The sequence below is a fragment of the Ralstonia mannitolilytica genome (genome assembly GCF_000954135.1).
Lineage (GTDB): Bacteria > Pseudomonadota > Gammaproteobacteria > Burkholderiales > Burkholderiaceae > Ralstonia > Ralstonia mannitolilytica.
Genome location: NZ_CP010799.1, coordinates 3322137 through 3339655, shown reverse-complemented (window position 1 = coordinate 3339655; position 17519 = coordinate 3322137). Strand labels below are relative to the sequence as shown.

Here is a 17519-nt window from a genome sequence, read left to right as displayed (position 1 = left end):
GGCGCGCCTCAATGCAGCAGCGCATGCGCGCGCTTGTGGGACGTGCACAGCGGCGTGATGCGGCCCAGCGTGGCGCGGGGCAGGCCACGCAACAGCGCGCCCACCACCGCGTCGACATCCGCATGCGGCAGTTCGAGGTCGACCGTGACTGCCTTGCGGCGAGCGTCATGCCGGACGATGTACAGCCCAAGCGTGTCGCCAAGCAGCGCATGCAGCTGCCGCCGAACCGCGTGCGGTGCATCGCCGGGCACCGTCACGCGCAGGCACACATATTGGCGTGCCGGCAGCGCCGCCGCCCGAGGCACCGTCGCCGGCGAGGGCGGCAGCAATTGCGGAATCAGCGAAGACAGGAGCATCGATCGCGCCATGATGAGTTGGCGACGGCCCGCGTCGCCATGTCGTTGAACATGACGACACCGTATCGAATCGCTCGTAAAAAGCGTGAAAAAGGGGCGTGACGCTGCGTAAAGAAAGCGTAAATGCTCAGGCAGCGCCCACTGCCTTGCAACGACGCAGCGCGATGATCGTCAGCGAGATGCCGCTCACCGCAGCGGCCGTCAGCACGTAGTAGCTCGGTGCCAGCGTATCGCCCGTCGTGTGGATCAGCCATGTGACGATGAACGGCGCGAACCCGCCAAACAGCGTCACGCCGAGGCTGTAGCCGAGCGACAGCCCGGTCGAGCGCACGCGCGTGGGGAAGATCTCCGACATCAGCGCCGGCATCGGGCCCGAATACGCGGCCTTGAAGATGCCCGACACAGCTTGCAGCGCCAGCAGCGCACCGATGGTCGGATACGCGCGCAACAGCGCAAACATCGGATAGATCAGCAGGATCATCAGCACCGACGTGCTGAGCATGATGCGGATGCGGCCAATGCGATCCGACAGCGCGCCCATCACCGGCGAGAGCAGAAACTGCAGCCCGCCATTGAGTACCACCACCGCGAACGACTGTGCGGCCGGCAGATGCAGTTGCTTGACGGCATACGTCGGCATGTAGAGCTGGAGCACGTACACCGACACGGTGGACTGTGCCACCACGCCCACCGCCAGCAGCAGGTTCGTCCACTGCGCTTTGAACGACGCTTGCGGATCGACGGTCGTTTTCTTCTGCTCGGCGACGAACTCGGGCGTCTCATCCAGATGGCGGCGGATGTAGAAACCCACCGGGCCGACCAGCAAGCCGAAGACGAACGGCAACCGCCAGCCCCAGCCTTCCAGATCGGCCGGCGTGAGCGACGCGGTGAGCAGCGCCCCCAGCCCGGCCGCCAGAATGGTGGCAATGCCCTGGCTGGCGAATTGCCAGCTGGCGTAGTAGCCGCGCCCGCGCGTGCTGTGCTCGACCATGAAGGCCGTCGCGCTGCCGAATTCACCGCCCACCGCAAAGCCCTGCACCAAACGTGCGAGCAGGATCGTGATGGGCGCGACGATACCGATCTGCTGATAGCCCGGCATCACGGCAATCGCCAGCGTGCCGACGATCATCAGCAGGATCGACAACGTCAGCGCCGCCTTGCGCCCCTTTCTGTCGGCATACATGCCCAGCACGATCGCGCCCACCGGCCGCGTGATGAACGACACGCCAAAGCTGCCCACTGCAAACAGCAGCGAGACCCATTCGTCATCGGCCGGAAAGAACAGCTTGCCGATGACCGACGCAAAGAAGCCGTAGACGAGAAAGTCGTACCACTCCAGCGCATTGCCGATCGACGACGAAATGACGATGCGGCGTGCGTGCGCTGCAGTCGTTGTTGCGTGCCGAGCAGGTGCAGCAGTGCCTGCCGCAGAGGGGGCGGTCATGATGAGGGTTCCTTTGGTGCCGGCCGGGATCGTTTTTATGGGAACTGCAGCGCGTTGCCCGCCCGGTCCCACGGGTCAGCGCGCTGGTGCGGCGGAGCTTTCTTAAAAGCCCACCGCGTGGCCGTCGCGGCGGCTGTCGCTGGCGGCCACGTAGCCGTGATCGGCGTCGTCCGACAGGCGCCAGATGAACTGGCCGGAGCCGAAATCCATGTACGGATCGGCCACCGATTCGAGCTTGTGGCCGCGTGCTTCCAGTGCAGCGACGGTCTTGGCGTTCATCGTGCCTTCCACGTCCAGCGTGAAATCGCGGTTGACCTTCCAGCGCGGTGCGTCGCACGCGGCCTGCGGCTGTTGCTTGTAATCGAGCATGCGCACGAGCGTCTGCAGGTGGCCTTGCGGCTGCATGTCGCCGCCCATCACGCCGAAGCTCATCTGCGGCTGGCCATCCTTGGTCAGGAACGCTGGAATGATGGTGTGGAATGGTCGCTTGCCGCCTTCCACCACGTTGGCCGAACGCGCGTCCATCGAAAAACCGAAGCCGCGGTTCTGCAGGCTGATGCCGGTGCCGGGCACCACCACGCCGGAACCGAAGCCCATGTAGTTGGACTGGATGAACGAGACCATCATGCCGCTCTCGTCGGCGGCCGTCAGGTACACCGTGCCGCCGGCGCGCGGCATGCCGAAGGTCGGCATCTGCGCGCGGCCCATGTCGATGAGCTTGGCGCGTGCATCGAGGTACGCGTCGTCGAGCATCTGCTCTGGCGTGACTTCCATCGAGCGCGGGTCGGCCACGTATTGGTAGAGATCGGCAAACGCCAGCTTCATCGCTTCAATCTGTAGATGCTGCGAATCGGCGGAGTCGACCGGCAGGGCGCCAAGATCGAAGCGATCGAGAATGCCCAGCGCGATGAGCGCGGCGATGCCCTGGCCGTTCGGCGGGATCTCGTGCAGGTCGTAGCCGCGGTAGCGCTTGGTGATCGGCTTGACCCATTCGGGACGATAGTCGCCCAGGTCTTGTGCGGTCATGCCGCCGCCGCATTCGCGCGAATAGGCGGCGATGCGTTCAGCGAGTTCACCTTCGTAGAAATCGCGGCCATTGGTCTGGCCGAGGCGGCGCAGCGTGGCGGCTGCGTCGGGCAGTTTGAATTTTTCGCCCACTTCCGGCGCGCGGCCGTGCGGCATGAAGGCCTGCGCGTAGCCGGGCTGGTTGTGCAGTTCGGGAATGGCCGCCGCCCATTTGTGCGCGACGATGGGCGCGATGGTGTGGCCGCGCTCGGCAATCTCGGCCGCCGGTTCCAGCACGTCGGCAAACGGCAGCTTGCCGAAGCGCTCGTGCAACGCAGCCCATGCGGAGATGGCGCCGGGCACGGTTACCGCGTCCCAGCCGCGCGTGGGGCGCTTGGGGTTGCCCTTGGCGTCTTCGCCGTATTTCTTGCGGAAGTAATCGAGGTTCCAGGCCTGCGGCGCGGTGCCGGAGGCGTTCAGGCCGTGCAGTTCCTTGCCGTCCCAGAGGATTGCGAAGGCGTCGCTGCCCAGGCCGCACGAGACGGGCTCGACCACGGTCAGCATGGCCGCTGCGGCGATAGCCGCATCCACGGCGCTGCCGCCCGCGAGCAGCATGCGCAGCCCAGCCTGCGCGGCCAGCGGGTGCGACGTCGACACAACGTTGCGCGCAAACAGCGGAATGCGCACGGTCGGATAGGGGTTCTGCCAGTCGAAGCGGTGGGACATGGTGCTCAAGCGGGATGGAGTTGAACGCCGATTATTTGCCTCGCGCTGGATTTAATAAAGTTAAAATTCATTTGATGTTGCTTAAGAAAATCTTGAGATTCCGTCGGTGAGTACGATCCGCTTTCTCCGCACCTTCGTCGCAGTGGCGCGCCATGGCTCGTTTGCCGCCGCTGCCGAGCGCGTGGCGCTCACGCAGGCCGCCGTGAGCCTGCAGATGCGTGCGCTCGAGGCCGAGTTGCGCCGCGACCTGTTCGACCGCTCGGGCCGCACCGTCACGCTCAATGCGCGCGGGCGGGCGCTCCTGCCGCAGGCCGAACATCTGCTGGCGCTGTACGACGCCATGCGCATCGGCGACGAGCCGCAGACCGAGCTTGCCGGCGCCGTGGCGATCGGCGCGGTGGTGTCGGTCATGGGGTCGTTGGCGCATGCGGTGGCGGGCCTCAAGCAGGTGCACAAGGCGCTCGACGTGAAGCTCATCACCGGCAAATCGGGCGAACTGGCCGAGCAGGTGGAGGCGGGGGAACTCGATGGCGCGCTGGTGGTGGAGCATCTGGAGCGGCTGCCGGCCAACCTCGCGTGGCACCCGCTCTACACCGAGCCGCTGGTTGTGGTGGCCGGGCGCCATACGCGCGGCCGTGCCGAGGAGGTGTTGCGTACGCACCCGTTCCTGCGCTTTGACCGCGCGGTGCGCACGGGCGCCCTCATCGACCGTGCCTTGCGCAAGACGCACATGGCGGTCAACGAGTTCATCGAGGTCAATTCGATCGAGGCGATCGTTGAGCTGGTGCGCCAGCAGGTTGGGGTGACGCTGGTGCCGCGCCTGCGCCGCGCCAGTTGGGAGAGCGATCCCGCCCTGCGCGTGCTGCCCATGCCGCCGCAGACCCCCGTGCGCACTGTCGGCATGATCGAGCGCAAGGAGCACGTGCGGCACGGTGTGATCCAAGCGGTACTCGATGCGCTCGAAACCACACTTGGCAAATCGAGCGCCTAGACTGCAATCACCAAAATCCGCCCCGGAGGCCAGAAATGGACGCGTTCATCGAACGTTGGCGAAACGAGCTGATGCTGCTCGCCCGCATCCTCATGATGGTGCTGTTCGTGATGTCCGGATGGGCCAAGCTCACCGGCTTCCAGGGCACGGTCGGCTACATGGCAAGCACGGGCGCGCCCGTACCGGCGGTGGCCGCCGCCATTGCCGTCATCATGGAGTTGGGCGTGGGGATCTGCCTGCTGATCGGTTTCTGGACGCGGCCGCTGGCCTTGCTGATGGCGCTGTTCGTGCTCGGCACGTCGCTGATTGGCCACCATTACTGGAGCATGGAAGGCGCGGCGCAGGCGGCCAACAAGATCCAGTTCTACAAGAACCTGACGATCATGGGCGGCTTGTTCCTGCTGGCCGCCGTGGGGCCGGGCAAGTACGCGGTGCAGACATCGTAGCGGGCGCTTTCAGCGCAGCGAGCGCTGCATCAGCACCACCACCGCCAGCACGCCGCACACCACGGCAAACCAACTGAAGAGCTGCGTGCCGGCCAGCAGCGTGGCCTGTCGGTCGATCTCCGCCGACAGGCTCGCCAGGCGTTGCGGCGTCAGCGGTCCGGCGGCCTGCAGATCCGATGTGAAGCGCGTGACGTGCGCCACGATCAGCGAGCGCGATTCGGCCTGCTGCGTCTGCAGCGACACCGCCGCCAGCCCCGTGCCGACTGCCGTGGCGAACTGGCGTGCGATGTTCTTCATCTGGTAGCCGTGCGCGAAGTCTTCCCGGTCGAGATCGAGGTAGGTCATCATCGCGACCTGGATCATCACCGCACCCGGCGTGATGCCTTCGAGCATCGATACGGGGAAGAAGGCGTAGTCCGGTGCGCCCGGCATCAGGCTCGTGCCGAGCAGCAGCGCTGCCGCCGCATACACGCCAAAGCCGATCGCGATGAAGCGGCGCTTGCGGAAGAAGAACGGCAGCCAGATCGTCATGATCACCGCCACCACGGTCGATACCGCGCCGCTGATCATCAGGAACAGCGTGGTCGTGCGGAACGTGAAACCGAGCCCGCCTTGCGACACCGCCGGAAACAGGTAAGACCAATAGCCGCTCATCAGGTAGTACACGCCGTAGAAGCCGATGCCCCACAGGTAGCGGCGGCCGTTCAGGCGCGACAGGTCGAGCCACGGATCGGGGTGCGTGCGCAGCCGGTGCATGGCCAGCAGCAGCGATGCCGCCCCGCCAATCAGGAGCAGCGGGATCGCCGGCGACGCCGTGAGCCGGCTATAACGCAGCTCCGACAGGCCCATCAGGAACGACAACGCGCCGATGGCCATGGCGCCGACGCCGACCCAGTCCCACAGGCTGTCCTGCGGCGGCGCCTCGTGCGGGCGGCGTGCGGCGCGTGTGCGGGGCTGGTGACGTTCGGGCGGCAGGAAGAACATCGCCATCCACGCCACGACGGCCAGCACGAGCTCCAGCCAGAAGATCACGCGCCATTCGCTGTATTCGAGCACCTCGGCGCAGATCCACGGCGCGATCGTCGTCAGGCCGAAGAGACCGACGCTGAACATGAGCATCGGCGGGATGCGCTCGTCGGGCTCTGCGGTGAGCTGCACCAGGATCCGCGATGCCGAGAACAGGCCGCCCGCGCCCAGCCCCTGGATCGTCCGGCCGACCACCAGCTCGCCAATCGTGTTCGATTGCGCGCACACCACGCAGCCGGCGGCAAACAGCGCGATCCCTACGAGCGAGTACATGCGGTAGCCCACGTGCGCGGCAATGCGGCCGATGGCGAGGTTTGCCACCACCGCGGCCACGGCATAAGCGGTGACGGCGTACAGATACGCTTCGGGGCTGGCATGCACGCCGCCCTGGATGTGCTGCCCGGCCACGGCGAACATCTGCGAAGACACGAAGTCGAGCCCGGTGGACAGGCCCAGCGCGAGCCCGAATGCGTGGACACGCGCAGAAGAAAAATGGGGAAACGCCCGCAGCGACGCGGGTTTGAGGATTTGCAGCGACATGTGCCCGAGCATAAACTTGCCCGCCAGCCGGATAAACGGCCAACTCTAGGAACACTGTCCAGTCATGCGAACAATGGAGTGGAACGACTGGGAGACCTTCTGCCGCGTGGTGGAGGCCGGCAGCTTCACCGCCGCCGCCGAGGCGCTCGGGATCCCGAAATCGACCGCCAGCGCCGCCGTCTCGCGGCTGGAAGCCTCGCTCGGCGTGCGGCTCATGACGCGCACCACGCGCCAGCTGCGCCTGACCGAAGCGGGCTCGCACTTCTACGACGACATCGCCCCACTGTTCGAGCGCCTGCGCGAAGTGCACGCCGACACCACCGCCGCCAGCGAAACCGTCGCCGGCACGCTGCGCATCGCTGCGCCGTACGAGGTGGGTGCACAGCACCTGACCGAGCCGGTGTGCCGCACGCTCGAGAAATACCCGCACTTGCAGATACAGGTGCACATCTCGTGGGAGCAGCCCGATCTGCTGGCCAGCGGTTACGACATCGTCTTCGTGATGGTCGACCAGATGCTGCCGGACTCGTCGCTGGTGGCGCGCCGCGTGGTGATGATCCCGCGCGGCCTGTACGCCTCGCCGGCATTGCTGGCGGAACGCCCGCCGCTGAAGACGCCCGCCGACCTGGCCGGCTGGCCCTGCCTCTCCGGCCCCGACGATGCGAGCTGGGCCTTCCGCCCCGCGGGCGACCCAGCGGCTGAGCCGATCGAGGTTCCGATCCAGCCGCGCCTGCAGACGCTGAATGCCGAAATGCGCGCCCGCGCCGCCGTGCGCGGCTTGGGCGTGGCGCGCATGGCGCGTTCCGTGGGCGATGCCGAAGTCGCCACCGGCCGGCTCGTGCGCGTGCTGCCCGACTTCGAGCTGACCGCGCTGCGTGTGTACGCGCTGATGCCGGCGCGCAAGCTCGTGCCGCGCAAGGTGCGCGTGTTTCTGGATGCGCTCGAGGCGGAGGGCGTCGCCGCCACGCCGGCGCCCGCCGATCCGGCCTAGCCGAAGACTCGGGGCCGATGTCACAATCGGCGCTTTCCCATTCGGATTTGTGAGGACCGGCGGCCATGCGCTTGCGCCAGATCGAAGTCTTCCGCGCCGTGATGCTGGTGGGCACCGTCAGCGAGGCCGCGCGCATGCTCAACGTGTCGCAGCCCGTGGTGACGCGCGTGCTGCAACACACCGAGCTGCAGCTCGGCTTCCGCCTGTTCGATCGCACCAAGGGACGCTTGCAGCCTACCGCGGAGGCATTCGAGCTGTTCGCGGAGGTCGAACGCCTGTACCAGGAGGTCGAGCGCGTGCGGCGCGTGTCGGCCAACCTGCGCCACAAGGGGGCGGGGCGCCTGCGCGTGGCGGCCACGCCGAGCCTGGCGCCGAGCATTCTCGCGCCGGCTGTGCGCCGCTTCTCACAGCGTCACCCCGACACGCTCGTGCGCGTGTTCACCCATCACACCGCCGAGATCGTGCAGGGCTTGCTCTCGCAGGATATTGATGTCGGCTTCGCCTTTGCGCCGCCCGTGCATCCCGCCATCAGCACGACGCCGGTCGCCCAGGGCCGCATCCTGCTGGCCGCACCGCGCGCGTGGGTCGGCGGAAAGACCGACGGTCGCGCGCTGCACAGGCTCGTCGCCGAGAAACCGTTCATCGGCCTCGAAGACCAGATCTCGCTCGGCTCGCTCGTCGGGCAGACGCTGGCACGCGGCGGACTGGCGCCGCAGTCGACGCTGGAGGTGCAGACGTATTCGCTGGCGCGCTCGCTGGTGGAGGAATCGCTGGGGGTGACGATGCTCGACCAGTTCACCGCCGCCACCGGCAGCATGGAGCGCATCGCGCTGTTCGCGCTGGAACCGGCGCAGACCTTCGATGTGCGCGCCATGCGTGCCGAGCACCATGCGCCGTCATCGCTGGCTGACAGCCTCGTGCAGTGCTTTGCCGAAGCGGCGCGCGCGTTGTCCGAGGAACTGCCGCAACGCCTGGAGCCGACACCGCTTGTGCTGAGCCCGTCAGCCGCGGAAGCCGACGACGCGGCGGACTGACTTTTCGGGCCCGTACACGTCTAACGGGCTCCCGCTGATCTTCCAAGGAGACCGATCCATGCGTCGTTCTGCAACCGCAATGATGTTGGGCGTGGCGCTGGGCGCCGGCGTGTTCAGTGGCTTCGCCACCGCGCAGCAGTCGCCCGTGCCCGGCATGTCGTCCGACGATCTGAATACCGCGCTCGACTTTGCCAAGGCCGGGTTGAACAAGGCCATCGACCAGGCCCGCGCGTATTCCGCACTGCCGATCAAGGAGCCGCACGACGTGCGCTACAGCTGCGGGGGCGGCAAGACGCTGCTCGTGAAGTACATGACGGTGGGCGATACACCGCTGGCGGCCATCACGCTCGACGGCAAGACCCACGTGTTCGCCAACGTCATCTCGGCGTCGGGCGCGCGTTATGCGTCGGGCCCGTACGTCTGGTGGACGAAGGGTCCCACCGGCTTCCTCACCGATGAGACGCTGCCCGCCAACCGCAACGTCCTCTACCGCGACTGCAACGAAGCGACCAGCGGCCGCCCCTAGATTTCCTGCAGGTCGCGGCCCACGATGATCTCGCGCTTGAAGTGCGGGCGCACCGCATCGAGCCACACCGCATCTTCCAGATACGGATAGCCGCCCGGCACGAAGTGCGACAGCACCAGCGTCTTCACCTTGGCCTCGGTGGCGATGCGGCCGACGTCTTCGGTGGAGGTGTGGCTCGCCAGCAGATGCTCGCGCAGCGTCTTGGCATTCGGCTCGGTGGCGAGCAGCCTGTCGAGCGACGGCAGGTGCATCACCTCGTGCACGAGCACGTCGGCGCCATAGGCCAGGCGCACGAGGTTTTCGCTCGGCGCCGTATCGCCGGAAATGACGATGGAGCGGTCTGCCGAATCAAAGCGGAACGCCAAGGCGGGCGCCACCGGGGGGTGCTTCACCAATGCGCTCGTGACCTTGACGTTGGCGTCTTGCATCACCAGCCCGCCTTCGGTGATCTCGTGCGGGTGGATCATCGGCGCCAGCGGCGGCCGGCCTTCGTCGGCAATGCGGGTGCGGATGTCGTAGTCGTACAGTTCGAGAAACCTGGTCGTCATCGCGGCCAGCGGGGGCGGGCCCCAGGCGTCGACGGGGCCGGTCAGGTCGGTGGCCCAGGCGAGCAGCATCAGCGTGCCGTAATCGGCGTTGTGGTCGGAGTGCTGATGCGTGAGGAAGACGTGGCGAATGTCCTTGAGCTTGAGCCCCGCCGTTACATACTGGCGTGCGACACCGTTGCCGCAGTCCACCACGTACGACACGCCGTTGATGACGATCACCTGCGCCGGCGCTGAGCGGTTCTTCTTGGGCGTCGGCCCCCCGGCGGTGCCGAGCAGGATCAGGCGCGTGCCCTTGCCCGCCCCTGCCGCCGATGCTGCCATCGGCCAGCCTGCGGCGGCAGCGCCCGCGCCTGCGGCCAGTGCGCCTGCCTGCTGCATCCAGCGGCGGCGGTTGTTGCTGAATGCGTGCATGCGGCGGTCTCCTCTCTGTTGTTGTGGGATGCGCCTCAGCGCGGCAGGCCGCCGACCTTCATGCCGGGCTTGATGCCCTTGCGCGAGAACCAGCCCTTGTTCATTTCGAGCGCATAGCGGCCGGCGCGGGTCGGGCAGTGGTTGTCTTCGGTCTGCGGCTTCATCTCGGCAATGTCGGAGATGGTGCCGTCCTCGGTGATGAACGCGATCGAGAGCGGCAGATCCGTGTTCTTCATCCAGAAGCAGTGTCCGGCAATCTCGTCGAACACGAACAGCATGCCGGCCGTGTCGGGCATCGACTTGCGGAACATCAGCCCCGTCTCGCGAGACTGCGGGGTGGCGGCCACTTCAGCGTGGACCTTGTACATGCCGATCGTCAGATCGGTGACGGGCAGGCCGGTGTTCGGGCCGGTCGGCGTTTGCGCGAAGGCCGTGCCGGCGGCGATCGACAGGCACAGGCCGGCAAGCAGGCGGGAGAGCGTGGTCATGGCAAGCAAGGCAGAAACGAAACGCACCATGATCGGCACTCGACCTCCCGGCGTCAATGCGGCGAGGGCCCGCGGGGATAAAAAGTTGTTACCGCGTAGTGGCCTGGTCGGGCCGGATGGCGGCGGTCCTTGTGCCCGCCCTGGGCGCGTGCGCCGAGCGTGCCTTGTCCACCGCGGGGTCCGGCATCTGCGCCACGTAGCGCGCATCGGTGAGCGTGCGCAGGAAGGCGACGATGTCGTCGATTTCGTCTTCCGTCAGCGCGGGTGTAGCGCCGGCGCGGCGGTTCATCGGCACAGCGTTCACGTTGATGTTGCCCTGGTATCTGGCTGGCACGTCGTCGAAACGCTTGCCGCCGGGGTACCACTGCGCCGGGTCGGTCGAGCGCGTGGCATAGAAGGCCACCGCATCGCGCAGCGTGCGGAACACGCCGTTGTGCATGAACGTCTGCCGCACGGCCACGTTGCGCAGGCCGGCCGTGCGGAAGTAGCCGCACCACTGGTCGGGCTCGGGCCATCCGAGGGCGCGGGCGGTCTGGCACAGGCCGACGTCGAAGTGGCGCGCGTCCTTGTTGGCGGGCAGCCGCGGGTTGCGCGGCACGGCGATGGCGTCGTAGCCGAAATCGGTGAACAGCGAGCGCTCCGGGCGCGACGACGATTCCACCATCAGGTGGCACGAGGCGCAGTTGCCCTTGTCGGGGTTGCGGAAGAGGGCGAGGCCGCGCATCTCGGCCGGCGAAAGCGGCGTGCGCTTGCGCAGGAAATCATCAAAGCGCGAGGTGAACGGCGCCATCTCGTCGCTCTGGAAATACGCCTCCAGCGCCTTTCCCAGCGCGCCCACGAGCCGTTCGGGGTCGCGGACCGCATCGGCACCGAATTGCTGCGTCAGCGCTTGGCCGAGGTCAGTGCCGGCCACCTTGCGCTGCAGCGTGCGCGGCGAGCGATTGCCCATTTCATCGGGGCTGAACAGCGGGCCGCGAATCTGCTCGGCGATGGAGTCGGCACGGCCATCGGCAAAGAAGCCGCCAAACGGCGACGGGAAGCTCGCGTCGTCGTCCTGGAAGAAGTACCGCTGCGGCACGTAACGCAGATACAGCAGCGATGGCGCATTGCGCGCGGCCATGTGCCCCGGGCGGCTGCCTGCCGGCACGCCGATGCGCAGCGCCTCGCCCTTGAGCGTGGGCGCGAACGCCCGGCCGGGGTCATGGCACGCCGCGCACGACGTGCCCTGCGGCTCCGACAGGCGCGGGTCGAAAAACACCCGCTTGCCGAGCGCGACGAGGTTCGGGTCGGGCTTGAACACGGCCGACTCGGCAGGCGGCGGCACGGCGTCCAGCTTGGGCGTCATGCCAATCGATTCGGCCAGCGCCACACCCGGGATGAGTGTGGCGGCAACCCAAAGCGCAATGCGCAGGCGCTTCAAGGTGCGACGAAGCCGGTCTTGTCGCACACCAGGCTCGAACCGTTCTGCGTGCACGTCGTCAGCAGCTTGCCGTTGACGGTGTACGCCTTGAACAGCCAGCCCTTGGCGGGCGCCGGCTGGCGGTCCATCACCATGAAGCCGAACGAGTTGTTGTGCGAGATGCTGCCCACCGTCACGCCGGAGGCCGGGCTGATGGCCGGGAACGGATCGGGCAGGGCCACATCCAGCGAATCGCCGGCGTTGCCCGCCACGATGGTCGCCGGATGGTTGCTGGTGAAGTTGATGGCCTGGAAGTCGTGCACGTGACCATGTAGCGCCACCTGCACGCCGGGCGGGTAGTAGGCCGTGGCGTTCAGGCTGTTCATGACCGACAGCAGTGCCGCGTTGCCGCCCAGCGGCGTGCCCCCTGCGATCGGCACGAAGCCGAGGATCGGGTGGTGGTTGGTGAAGATCGACATCACGCCCGGCTTGGCGGCCAGCGTACCGACGGTGGCGAACTGCTTCTGGTAGGTCTGGAACCACGGGTCGGTGGTCGCCAGCGGCGTGGTGCCCGCCTTGGCCGAATCGAACACGATGACTTGCGTATCGCTCCCGATGGCCACGGCGTACGGGTCCGACGCGTTGGCTGCGGTGTCGTTGGCCGGGTTGTCGCACGAGCGGTCCGCGGAATACGGGCGCGGATCGAGGAAGCGATACCAGCCCTGGCCGGCGCGCGCGCATTCCTCGTGATTGCCGCGCACCAGCACCCACGGGGCGGCGGCCATCAGCGGGGCGGCGGGCTGGAACAGGTCGGCCTGCCATGTATCCCAGCCGTAGCCCCACGGGCTGCCCTGGCAGCCGGCCACGTCGGGCGGGCAGGCGTTTTCGCGGTAGTGGTAGTCGCCCACGTGCAGGACGAGGTCGGGTTTCATGGCCGCTGCCGTGGCGGCAGCAGTCGAGAACGGCCACGACAGCGGATCGTTGCACGCCTGGAACGTGTTGCTCGACTTCTTCATGCGGCAGCCGGTGTCCGCCAGGATCACCACGCGTTGCGGGTTGGCCTTGGGCAGCGGCAGCACACGGGAGCCGATCGACGCGGCCTTGGCGGTCGATGCCACCGTGGCCTCGCAGGCGCTCACCGGAAAGGACGAAGCCTTGGAATCGCTCGCGGCGCTGGCGGTGGTGCGTTGTGCCACGGTGCCGGCGGCCACGCGCAGGCTCATGCGGGTGGTGGAGCCGTCCACCGTCAGCAGCGGACACACGGAGCTGTCGGCCGGTGTTGCGCCGTTCGTGTAGCTCGTGGCGACGCGGACGATGGCCTGATTGTTGTCACCGATCTCCACCCACGCGGCCTGGATATTGGCATCCGCCGTGGCGGCGTCAGCCGGCGCGGGCGTCGGTGCAGGCGTGGAATCGGAGGACGAGCCGCCGCAGCCTGCGATCACGGCTGCCGCAGCCAGCGCGGCAAGAGAGAGCATCGTCAACACGGTGCGTTTGCGCCGCACCGCAGCGAACATCGATCGGAATTCCATCGCGCCTTCCCTGTTTCTTGTTGTGAGGAACGCGCAACGTACCCAAGCTAGATGGCGCTATTTTGACAGCCCCACTTGCGTGCTGGGGTATCGGCCAAAGCGGGGCGAAAAAAAAAGCAGATGCATAAGCATCTGCTTTCTCTGGGCCAGCCGAGCCGCGAGGGCCCGGCGTCGCCACAAGCTTATTGCTGGGCAGCCGGAGCCGAAGCGTCAGCAGCAGCGGCCTTCTTGGCCTTCTTGTGGTGGTGCTTCTTGGCCTTCTTGGCCTTCGGAGCAGCCTTTTCAGCGGCCGGAGCAGCAGCTGCGTCAGCAGCCGGGGCCGAGGCTTGAGCGAACACACCGGTGGCGAACAGGCCGGCGATCAGGGCAGCGATCAGCTTCTTCATGGTGAATCCTTTTATAGATCAGTGAGTTAAACCATCGACCCGCTAAATGAGTCATCTGCAATAACGCAGCCCGTTACAGGCCCGTTGACACGCCGGATCGAATTTTTTGCGGGCGGCGGCGAAAGTCCGGCACACGCGGATCCGCGATGTGAACCATGTTGCGCCGCGCAAGAAAGTTGCCCGACGCGCCGCCTGCGGGCCGCCATTTCGGACTCGTCTGATAGGAGGGCGCCGCTGCGGACCTTGAGAATGCAGGCCCGTTTTCCTTCATGCTGCCGTGTCCCCGCTTTCGTTGTCGCTTTCCCCGCCCAAGCCGGAGCCGCTTCGGCGCCGCGACGTGCTGCTGGCCGCCGGTGGTTGGGTGGCGCTCGCCGCCTTGCCGGGAGTTTTCCGCTCCGCGCCGGCGCCCAGTTCGCACCTCGACGATTTCCTTCTGGTATCGGAGACGATCGCCGGAGCGCCGCTGGACCGCCGTGCGGCCCTGGCACGTTTGTGCCTCTTGCTCGAGGCGGACGGCCGCTTCGGCGACCACATCCAGACGCTCGCCTGGCTGGTGCGCCGTCACCCCGGTCTGGATGCCGCGGGGCTGGCCGGGTTGCTGAACACCGACGCTTCCGCCGGGCTGCGCGACGCGTTGGCCCGGGTTGTCGCCGCCTGGAGCGCGCTGCCCGACGCCGCGCCCGCACTGACGGATGCCCGCACCGTTGTCGCACACCGTCCGGACGGTGGTTTGCCCGGCAGCTAGGGGCCGGTCCGCCACGCGCGGGAGTATGGCGGATGGTGAAATTTTCCGGCATAATGCGGAATTCACTCTTGTGTCTTATATAAGAGTTGCGGCTTGCAAGGATTTTGTGCGGTGCATCGTGAGAGCGCCATCGCGGGCCGCTAGAATCGCCAGTTCATTGCAGCGTGCCGCATCGGCCAACCCGCGCGCGGCGCGCTGTGCTGTCAACCCCCACCGTCCATCCGCTCACCTGCGGTCAGCACTGGAGTCGTCATGTACCAACACATCAAGGTCCCGGCCGGCGAGAAGATCACCGTCAACAAGGACTTCTCCCTGAACGTCCCCGACAACCCCATCATTCCCTACATCGAGGGCGACGGCACGGGCTTCGACATCACGCCGGTCATGATCAAGGTCGTGGACGCCGCGGTCGAGAAGGCCTACGCCGGCAAGCGCAAGATTTCCTGGATGGAAATCTACGCCGGGGAAAAGTCGACCAAGGTGTACGGCCCGGACGTATGGCTGCCCGAAGAGACCCTGCAAGTCCTGAAGGACTACGTGGTGTCCATCAAGGGCCCGCTGACGACGCCGGTGGGCGGCGGCATCCGTTCGCTCAACGTGGCGCTGCGCCAGGAGCTGGACCTGTACGTCTGCCTGCGCCCGGTGCGCTACTTCAAGGGTGTGCCGTCGCCGGTGCGTGAGCCCGAGAAGACCGACATGGTCATCTTCCGCGAGAACTCGGAAGACATCTACGCCGGCATCGAATGGGCCGCCGAGAGCGAGCAGGCCAAGAAGGTCATCGCCTTCCTGCGCAACGAAATGGGCGTGAAGAAGATCCGTTTTCCGGAAACGTCGGGCATCGGCATCAAGCCGGTGTCGAAGGAAGGCACGCAGCGCCTGGTGCGCAAGGCCATCCAGTACGCGATCGACAACGACAAGCCGTCGGTCACGCTGGTGCACAAGGGCAACATCATGAAGTTCACGGAAGGCGGCTTCCGTGACTGGGGTTACGAACTGGCCCAGAAGGAATTCGGCGCCGAGCTGATCGACGGCGGCCCGTGGTGCAAGTTCAAGAACCCGAAGACGGGCAAGGAAATCATCGTCAAGGACGCCATTGCCGACGCCTTCCTGCAGCAGATCCTGCTGCGTCCGGCCGAGTACTCGGTCATCGCCACGCTGAACCTGAACGGCGACTACATCTCCGACGCCCTGGCCGCGCAAGTCGGCGGTATCGGTATCGCCCCGGGTGCCAACCTGTCGGATTCGGTGGCAATGTTCGAAGCCACCCACGGCACCGCGCCGAAGTACGCGGGCAAGGACTACGTGAACCCGGGTTCGGAAATCCTGTCGGCCGAAATGATGCTGCGCCACATGGGCTGGACGGAAGCCGCTGATCTGATCATCAGCTCGATGGAAAAGGCGATCCTGTCGAAGAAGGTCACGTATGACTTCGCCCGTCTGCTGGAAGGCGCGACCCAAGTGTCGTGCTCGGGCTTCGGTCAGGTGATGATCGAGAATATGTAAGCATGTCGCTCGCGGCTCCGGCCGCGATGGATATGACAAAAACCCCGGCAGCTTCGGCTGGCCGGGGTTTTTCGTTTCGAGCCGCAACCAGCCGCCCGCGTGTGCTCCAGTCTTGGGCGGCTTGCACTCTCAAAGGGGCGGGCGAGTCCCAACAAGCCTCAACGCCGATGCTGCAACAAAGGCGCCGCGGCCCATGCGTCGGCCTCGCCCATCAATCAGCGGGGGCCCGCGACGTTCCGGCGAAGCCGTCTTGCTCGTGGCGGCCTGCTTCATGGCTGCGGCGCGCGCGGCCAATGCATGCAGGAGTTCCCGCGCAGCACCAACGCCCTTTTGATATTCGCCGCGCGAATCGGCAACAGCGGGATCGACGGATGGGAAGATCGAGCGGGTCACGGCATTCCTCTTCATGTGATGAACGGAACCGCGCCCAACCCTTGGCGGGAGGGGTGGGCGAGCACAGGCAAGGTGGAAAACCGAGGTATAGCGATCGGCACGGCCGAAGCCGATCAAGCCTGGCTCGCCCCAGGAAGGAGACGAAGCCAAGCCATAACGGTTCAGGACAAGCACCTATGCTCGGCGCTTGCCCGCTATACCCGAGGTTTCCACACCTCGATCGCATTCTCTATGGCACTGAAGCGATGGGCGCGAGTGTACCGATGGCTGCTTCGTCTGAGCAGGGGCGAAACTATAAATCAGAGTTTGTCTAGGGGAGGCACGTGCAGCGCCTAGAGGCGCGTTGTCGCGGCTGCGCGCGGATGGCGACTAGTGAGGCACCCGCGTTGTGCCGGGCGATTGCGGCCCCGGCGAGCGCCCGCGCAGCACATCGCGCAGCCGCCGCACGCCGCGCCACAGCTTGGGCAGCAGCCACGCCGATACCAACAGCAGCAGCGCCAGCACCACCAGGAACGCGATCGGCAGGAAAAACGCCATCAACAAACCGCCGCTGGCGGCCACGTCTTCACTGAACGACGCCACCCAGTTCGAGAACGGTTCCGGCGACGTGTTGATCAGCGCGCGCGTGCCGGCCTTGGTGGCATGGGCTGTGCCGGCCAGCGTCCCGCCAATCAGTCCCGCAGCCACCATCCATTGCGGATCGAGCTGTCCGAACGCAGCCGCAGCCAGGATCGCACCGGCAGGCACGCGGATGAAGGTCTGGATGCCATCCCAAACGGAATCGAAACCGGGAATCTTGTCGGCGAGGAATTCCGCCACCGCCAGCACGCCGGCCAAGCCGATGACCCACCACGATTCCAGCATCTGCAGACCGGGCGGCAGGTGCAGCCACCCCGAGCGGCCCAGGATGCCCGCAGCGAACACGGCCAGGTAGAGACGGAAGCCGCTGGTCCAGGACAAGCCGGCGGCCAGCGCGGCGGTTTCCAGCATGGGTGCCTCGAGCAAAATGGCGGGCGAACGCCCATCGAT

The 17519-nt window shown here is 66.6% G+C and carries 18 protein-coding genes; 7 read left to right on the top strand and 11 right to left on the bottom strand.

The features are described from left to right. Positions 1–8 precede the first annotated feature (8 nt). The 3 genes from TK49_RS15710 to TK49_RS15700 form a co-directional block, all read right to left on the bottom strand. On the bottom strand, positions 9–356 hold the full coding sequence (locus tag TK49_RS15710) for a hypothetical protein (RefSeq protein ID WP_045787537.1): 348 nt from the start codon (positions 354–356) through the stop codon (positions 9–11). Between the two features lie 127 nt (positions 357–483). After that, the gene (locus tag TK49_RS15705) at positions 484–1800 is read right to left on the bottom strand and encodes an MFS transporter (protein WP_045787536.1); all 1317 of its coding nucleotides are present in this window, start codon (positions 1798–1800) and stop codon (positions 484–486) included. Between the two features lie 102 nt (positions 1801–1902). Then, on the bottom strand, positions 1903–3531 hold the full coding sequence (locus tag TK49_RS15700; RefSeq protein WP_045787535.1) for a gamma-glutamyltransferase family protein: 1629 nt from the start codon (positions 3529–3531) through the stop codon (positions 1903–1905). Positions 3532–3637: 106 nt separating this feature from the next. Between TK49_RS15700 and TK49_RS15695 the strand changes: the two genes are divergently transcribed. Together TK49_RS15695 and TK49_RS15690 are read left to right on the top strand one after the other, a co-directional pair. Beyond that, positions 3638–4522, top strand: a complete 885-nt coding sequence (locus tag TK49_RS15695) for a LysR family transcriptional regulator (RefSeq protein WP_045787534.1) — start codon at positions 3638–3640, stop codon at positions 4520–4522. A gap of 35 nt (positions 4523–4557) precedes the next feature. Beyond that, positions 4558–4968 (top strand): DoxX family protein, encoded by a 411-nt coding sequence (locus TK49_RS15690; protein ID WP_045787533.1) that lies wholly within the window; start codon positions 4558–4560, stop codon positions 4966–4968. A 9-nt stretch (positions 4969–4977) separates the two neighbouring features. Here the strand turns inward: TK49_RS15690 and TK49_RS15685 are convergent, their stop codons facing one another. Next, on the bottom strand, positions 4978–6534 hold the full coding sequence (locus TK49_RS15685; protein ID WP_045787929.1) for an MFS transporter: 1557 nt from the start codon (positions 6532–6534) through the stop codon (positions 4978–4980). A 73-nt stretch (positions 6535–6607) separates the two neighbouring features. Here TK49_RS15685 and TK49_RS15680 point away from each other — a divergent pair, with 73 nt between their 5' ends. From TK49_RS15680 to TK49_RS15670, 3 genes are all read left to right on the top strand, one after another. Beyond that, on the top strand, positions 6608–7525 hold the full coding sequence (locus tag TK49_RS15680) for a LysR family transcriptional regulator (RefSeq protein ID WP_045787532.1): 918 nt from the start codon (positions 6608–6610) through the stop codon (positions 7523–7525). Between the two features lie 65 nt (positions 7526–7590). After that, a complete protein-coding gene (locus tag TK49_RS15675; RefSeq protein WP_045787531.1) occupies positions 7591–8559 on the top strand; it encodes a LysR family transcriptional regulator in 969 nt (322 codons plus the stop codon). A gap of 58 nt (positions 8560–8617) precedes the next feature. Then, on the top strand, positions 8618–9085 hold the full coding sequence (locus TK49_RS15670; RefSeq protein WP_045787530.1) for an MliC family protein: 468 nt from the start codon (positions 8618–8620) through the stop codon (positions 9083–9085). Here the strand turns inward: TK49_RS15670 and TK49_RS15665 are convergent. The 5 genes from TK49_RS15665 to TK49_RS15645 all read right to left on the bottom strand — a co-directional run bounded on the left by TK49_RS15665 (position 9082) and on the right by TK49_RS15645 (position 13849). Beyond that, positions 9082–10044 (bottom strand): MBL fold metallo-hydrolase, encoded by a 963-nt coding sequence (locus TK49_RS15665; protein WP_045787529.1) that lies wholly within the window; start codon positions 10042–10044, stop codon positions 9082–9084. The two genes, TK49_RS15670 and TK49_RS15665, sit on opposite strands and share 4 nt — an antisense overlap. A 35-nt stretch (positions 10045–10079) precedes the next feature. Next, complete coding sequence (locus TK49_RS15660) at positions 10080–10532, bottom strand: DUF192 domain-containing protein (protein WP_045787928.1); 453 nt, start codon at positions 10530–10532, stop codon at positions 10080–10082. A gap of 88 nt (positions 10533–10620) precedes the next feature. Then, positions 10621–11952 (bottom strand): cytochrome-c peroxidase, encoded by a 1332-nt coding sequence (locus TK49_RS15655; protein ID WP_045787528.1) that lies wholly within the window; start codon positions 11950–11952, stop codon positions 10621–10623. Beyond that, entirely contained in the window at positions 11949–13463 is a 1515-nt protein-coding gene (locus tag TK49_RS15650) for a metallophosphoesterase (RefSeq protein ID WP_045787527.1), read from the bottom strand. The genes TK49_RS15655 and TK49_RS15650 overlap by 4 nt, the downstream gene beginning before the upstream one ends. 182 nt (positions 13464–13645) lie before the next feature. Beyond that, on the bottom strand, positions 13646–13849 hold the full coding sequence (locus TK49_RS15645; RefSeq protein WP_045787526.1) for a hypothetical protein: 204 nt from the start codon (positions 13847–13849) through the stop codon (positions 13646–13648). Between the two features lie 337 nt (positions 13850–14186). Here TK49_RS15645 and TK49_RS24230 point away from each other — a divergent pair, with 337 nt between their 5' ends. Next, on the top strand, positions 14187–14594 hold the full coding sequence (locus TK49_RS24230) for a sugar dehydrogenase complex small subunit (protein ID WP_233902595.1): 408 nt from the start codon (positions 14187–14189) through the stop codon (positions 14592–14594). Positions 14595–14846: 252 nt separating this feature from the next. Continuing rightward, positions 14847–16097, top strand: a complete 1251-nt coding sequence (icd, locus tag TK49_RS15635; protein ID WP_045787525.1) for an NADP-dependent isocitrate dehydrogenase — start codon at positions 14847–14849, stop codon at positions 16095–16097. 129 nt (positions 16098–16226) lie between these two features. On the opposite strand, the gene TK49_RS24225 is transcribed toward icd, so the two are convergent. Together TK49_RS24225 and TK49_RS15630 are read right to left on the bottom strand one after the other, a co-directional pair. Then, positions 16227–16490: a hypothetical protein gene (locus TK49_RS24225; protein ID WP_164490847.1), complete on the bottom strand. Its 264-nt coding sequence runs from the start codon at positions 16488–16490 to the stop codon at positions 16227–16229. A 369-nt stretch (positions 16491–16859) separates the two neighbouring features. Further along, positions 16860–17480: a DUF4126 domain-containing protein gene (locus TK49_RS15630; RefSeq protein WP_045787524.1), complete on the bottom strand. Its 621-nt coding sequence runs from the start codon at positions 17478–17480 to the stop codon at positions 16860–16862. Between the last annotated feature and the right edge of the window lie 39 nt (positions 17481–17519).

Coding starts and splice junctions, on each gene's coding strand:
- TK49_RS15710 (WP_045787537.1), bottom strand. CDS start 356: ATGCTCCTGTCTTCGCTGATTCCGCAATTGCTGCCGCCCTCGCCGGCG.
- TK49_RS15705 (WP_045787536.1), bottom strand. CDS start 1,800: ATGACCGCCCCCTCTGCGGCAGGCACTGCTGCACCTGCTCGGCACGCA.
- TK49_RS15700 (WP_045787535.1), bottom strand. CDS start 3,531: ATGTCCCACCGCTTCGACTGGCAGAACCCCTATCCGACCGTGCGCATT.
- TK49_RS15690 (WP_045787533.1), top strand. CDS start 4,558: ATGGACGCGTTCATCGAACGTTGGCGAAACGAGCTGATGCTGCTCGCC.
- TK49_RS15685 (WP_045787929.1), bottom strand. CDS start 6,534: ATGTCGCTGCAAATCCTCAAACCCGCGTCGCTGCGGGCGTTTCCCCAT.
- TK49_RS15680 (WP_045787532.1), top strand. CDS start 6,608: ATGGAGTGGAACGACTGGGAGACCTTCTGCCGCGTGGTGGAGGCCGGC.
- TK49_RS15675 (WP_045787531.1), top strand. CDS start 7,591: ATGCGCTTGCGCCAGATCGAAGTCTTCCGCGCCGTGATGCTGGTGGGC.
- TK49_RS15670 (WP_045787530.1), top strand. CDS start 8,618: ATGCGTCGTTCTGCAACCGCAATGATGTTGGGCGTGGCGCTGGGCGCC.
- TK49_RS15665 (WP_045787529.1), bottom strand. CDS start 10,044: ATGCACGCATTCAGCAACAACCGCCGCCGCTGGATGCAGCAGGCAGGC.
- TK49_RS15660 (WP_045787928.1), bottom strand. CDS start 10,532: ATGACCACGCTCTCCCGCCTGCTTGCCGGCCTGTGCCTGTCGATCGCC.
- TK49_RS15650 (WP_045787527.1), bottom strand. CDS start 13,463: ATGGAATTCCGATCGATGTTCGCTGCGGTGCGGCGCAAACGCACCGTG.
- TK49_RS15645 (WP_045787526.1), bottom strand. CDS start 13,849: ATGAAGAAGCTGATCGCTGCCCTGATCGCCGGCCTGTTCGCCACCGGT.
- icd (WP_045787525.1), top strand. CDS start 14,847: ATGTACCAACACATCAAGGTCCCGGCCGGCGAGAAGATCACCGTCAAC.
- TK49_RS15630 (WP_045787524.1), bottom strand. CDS start 17,480: ATGCTGGAAACCGCCGCGCTGGCCGCCGGCTTGTCCTGGACCAGCGGC.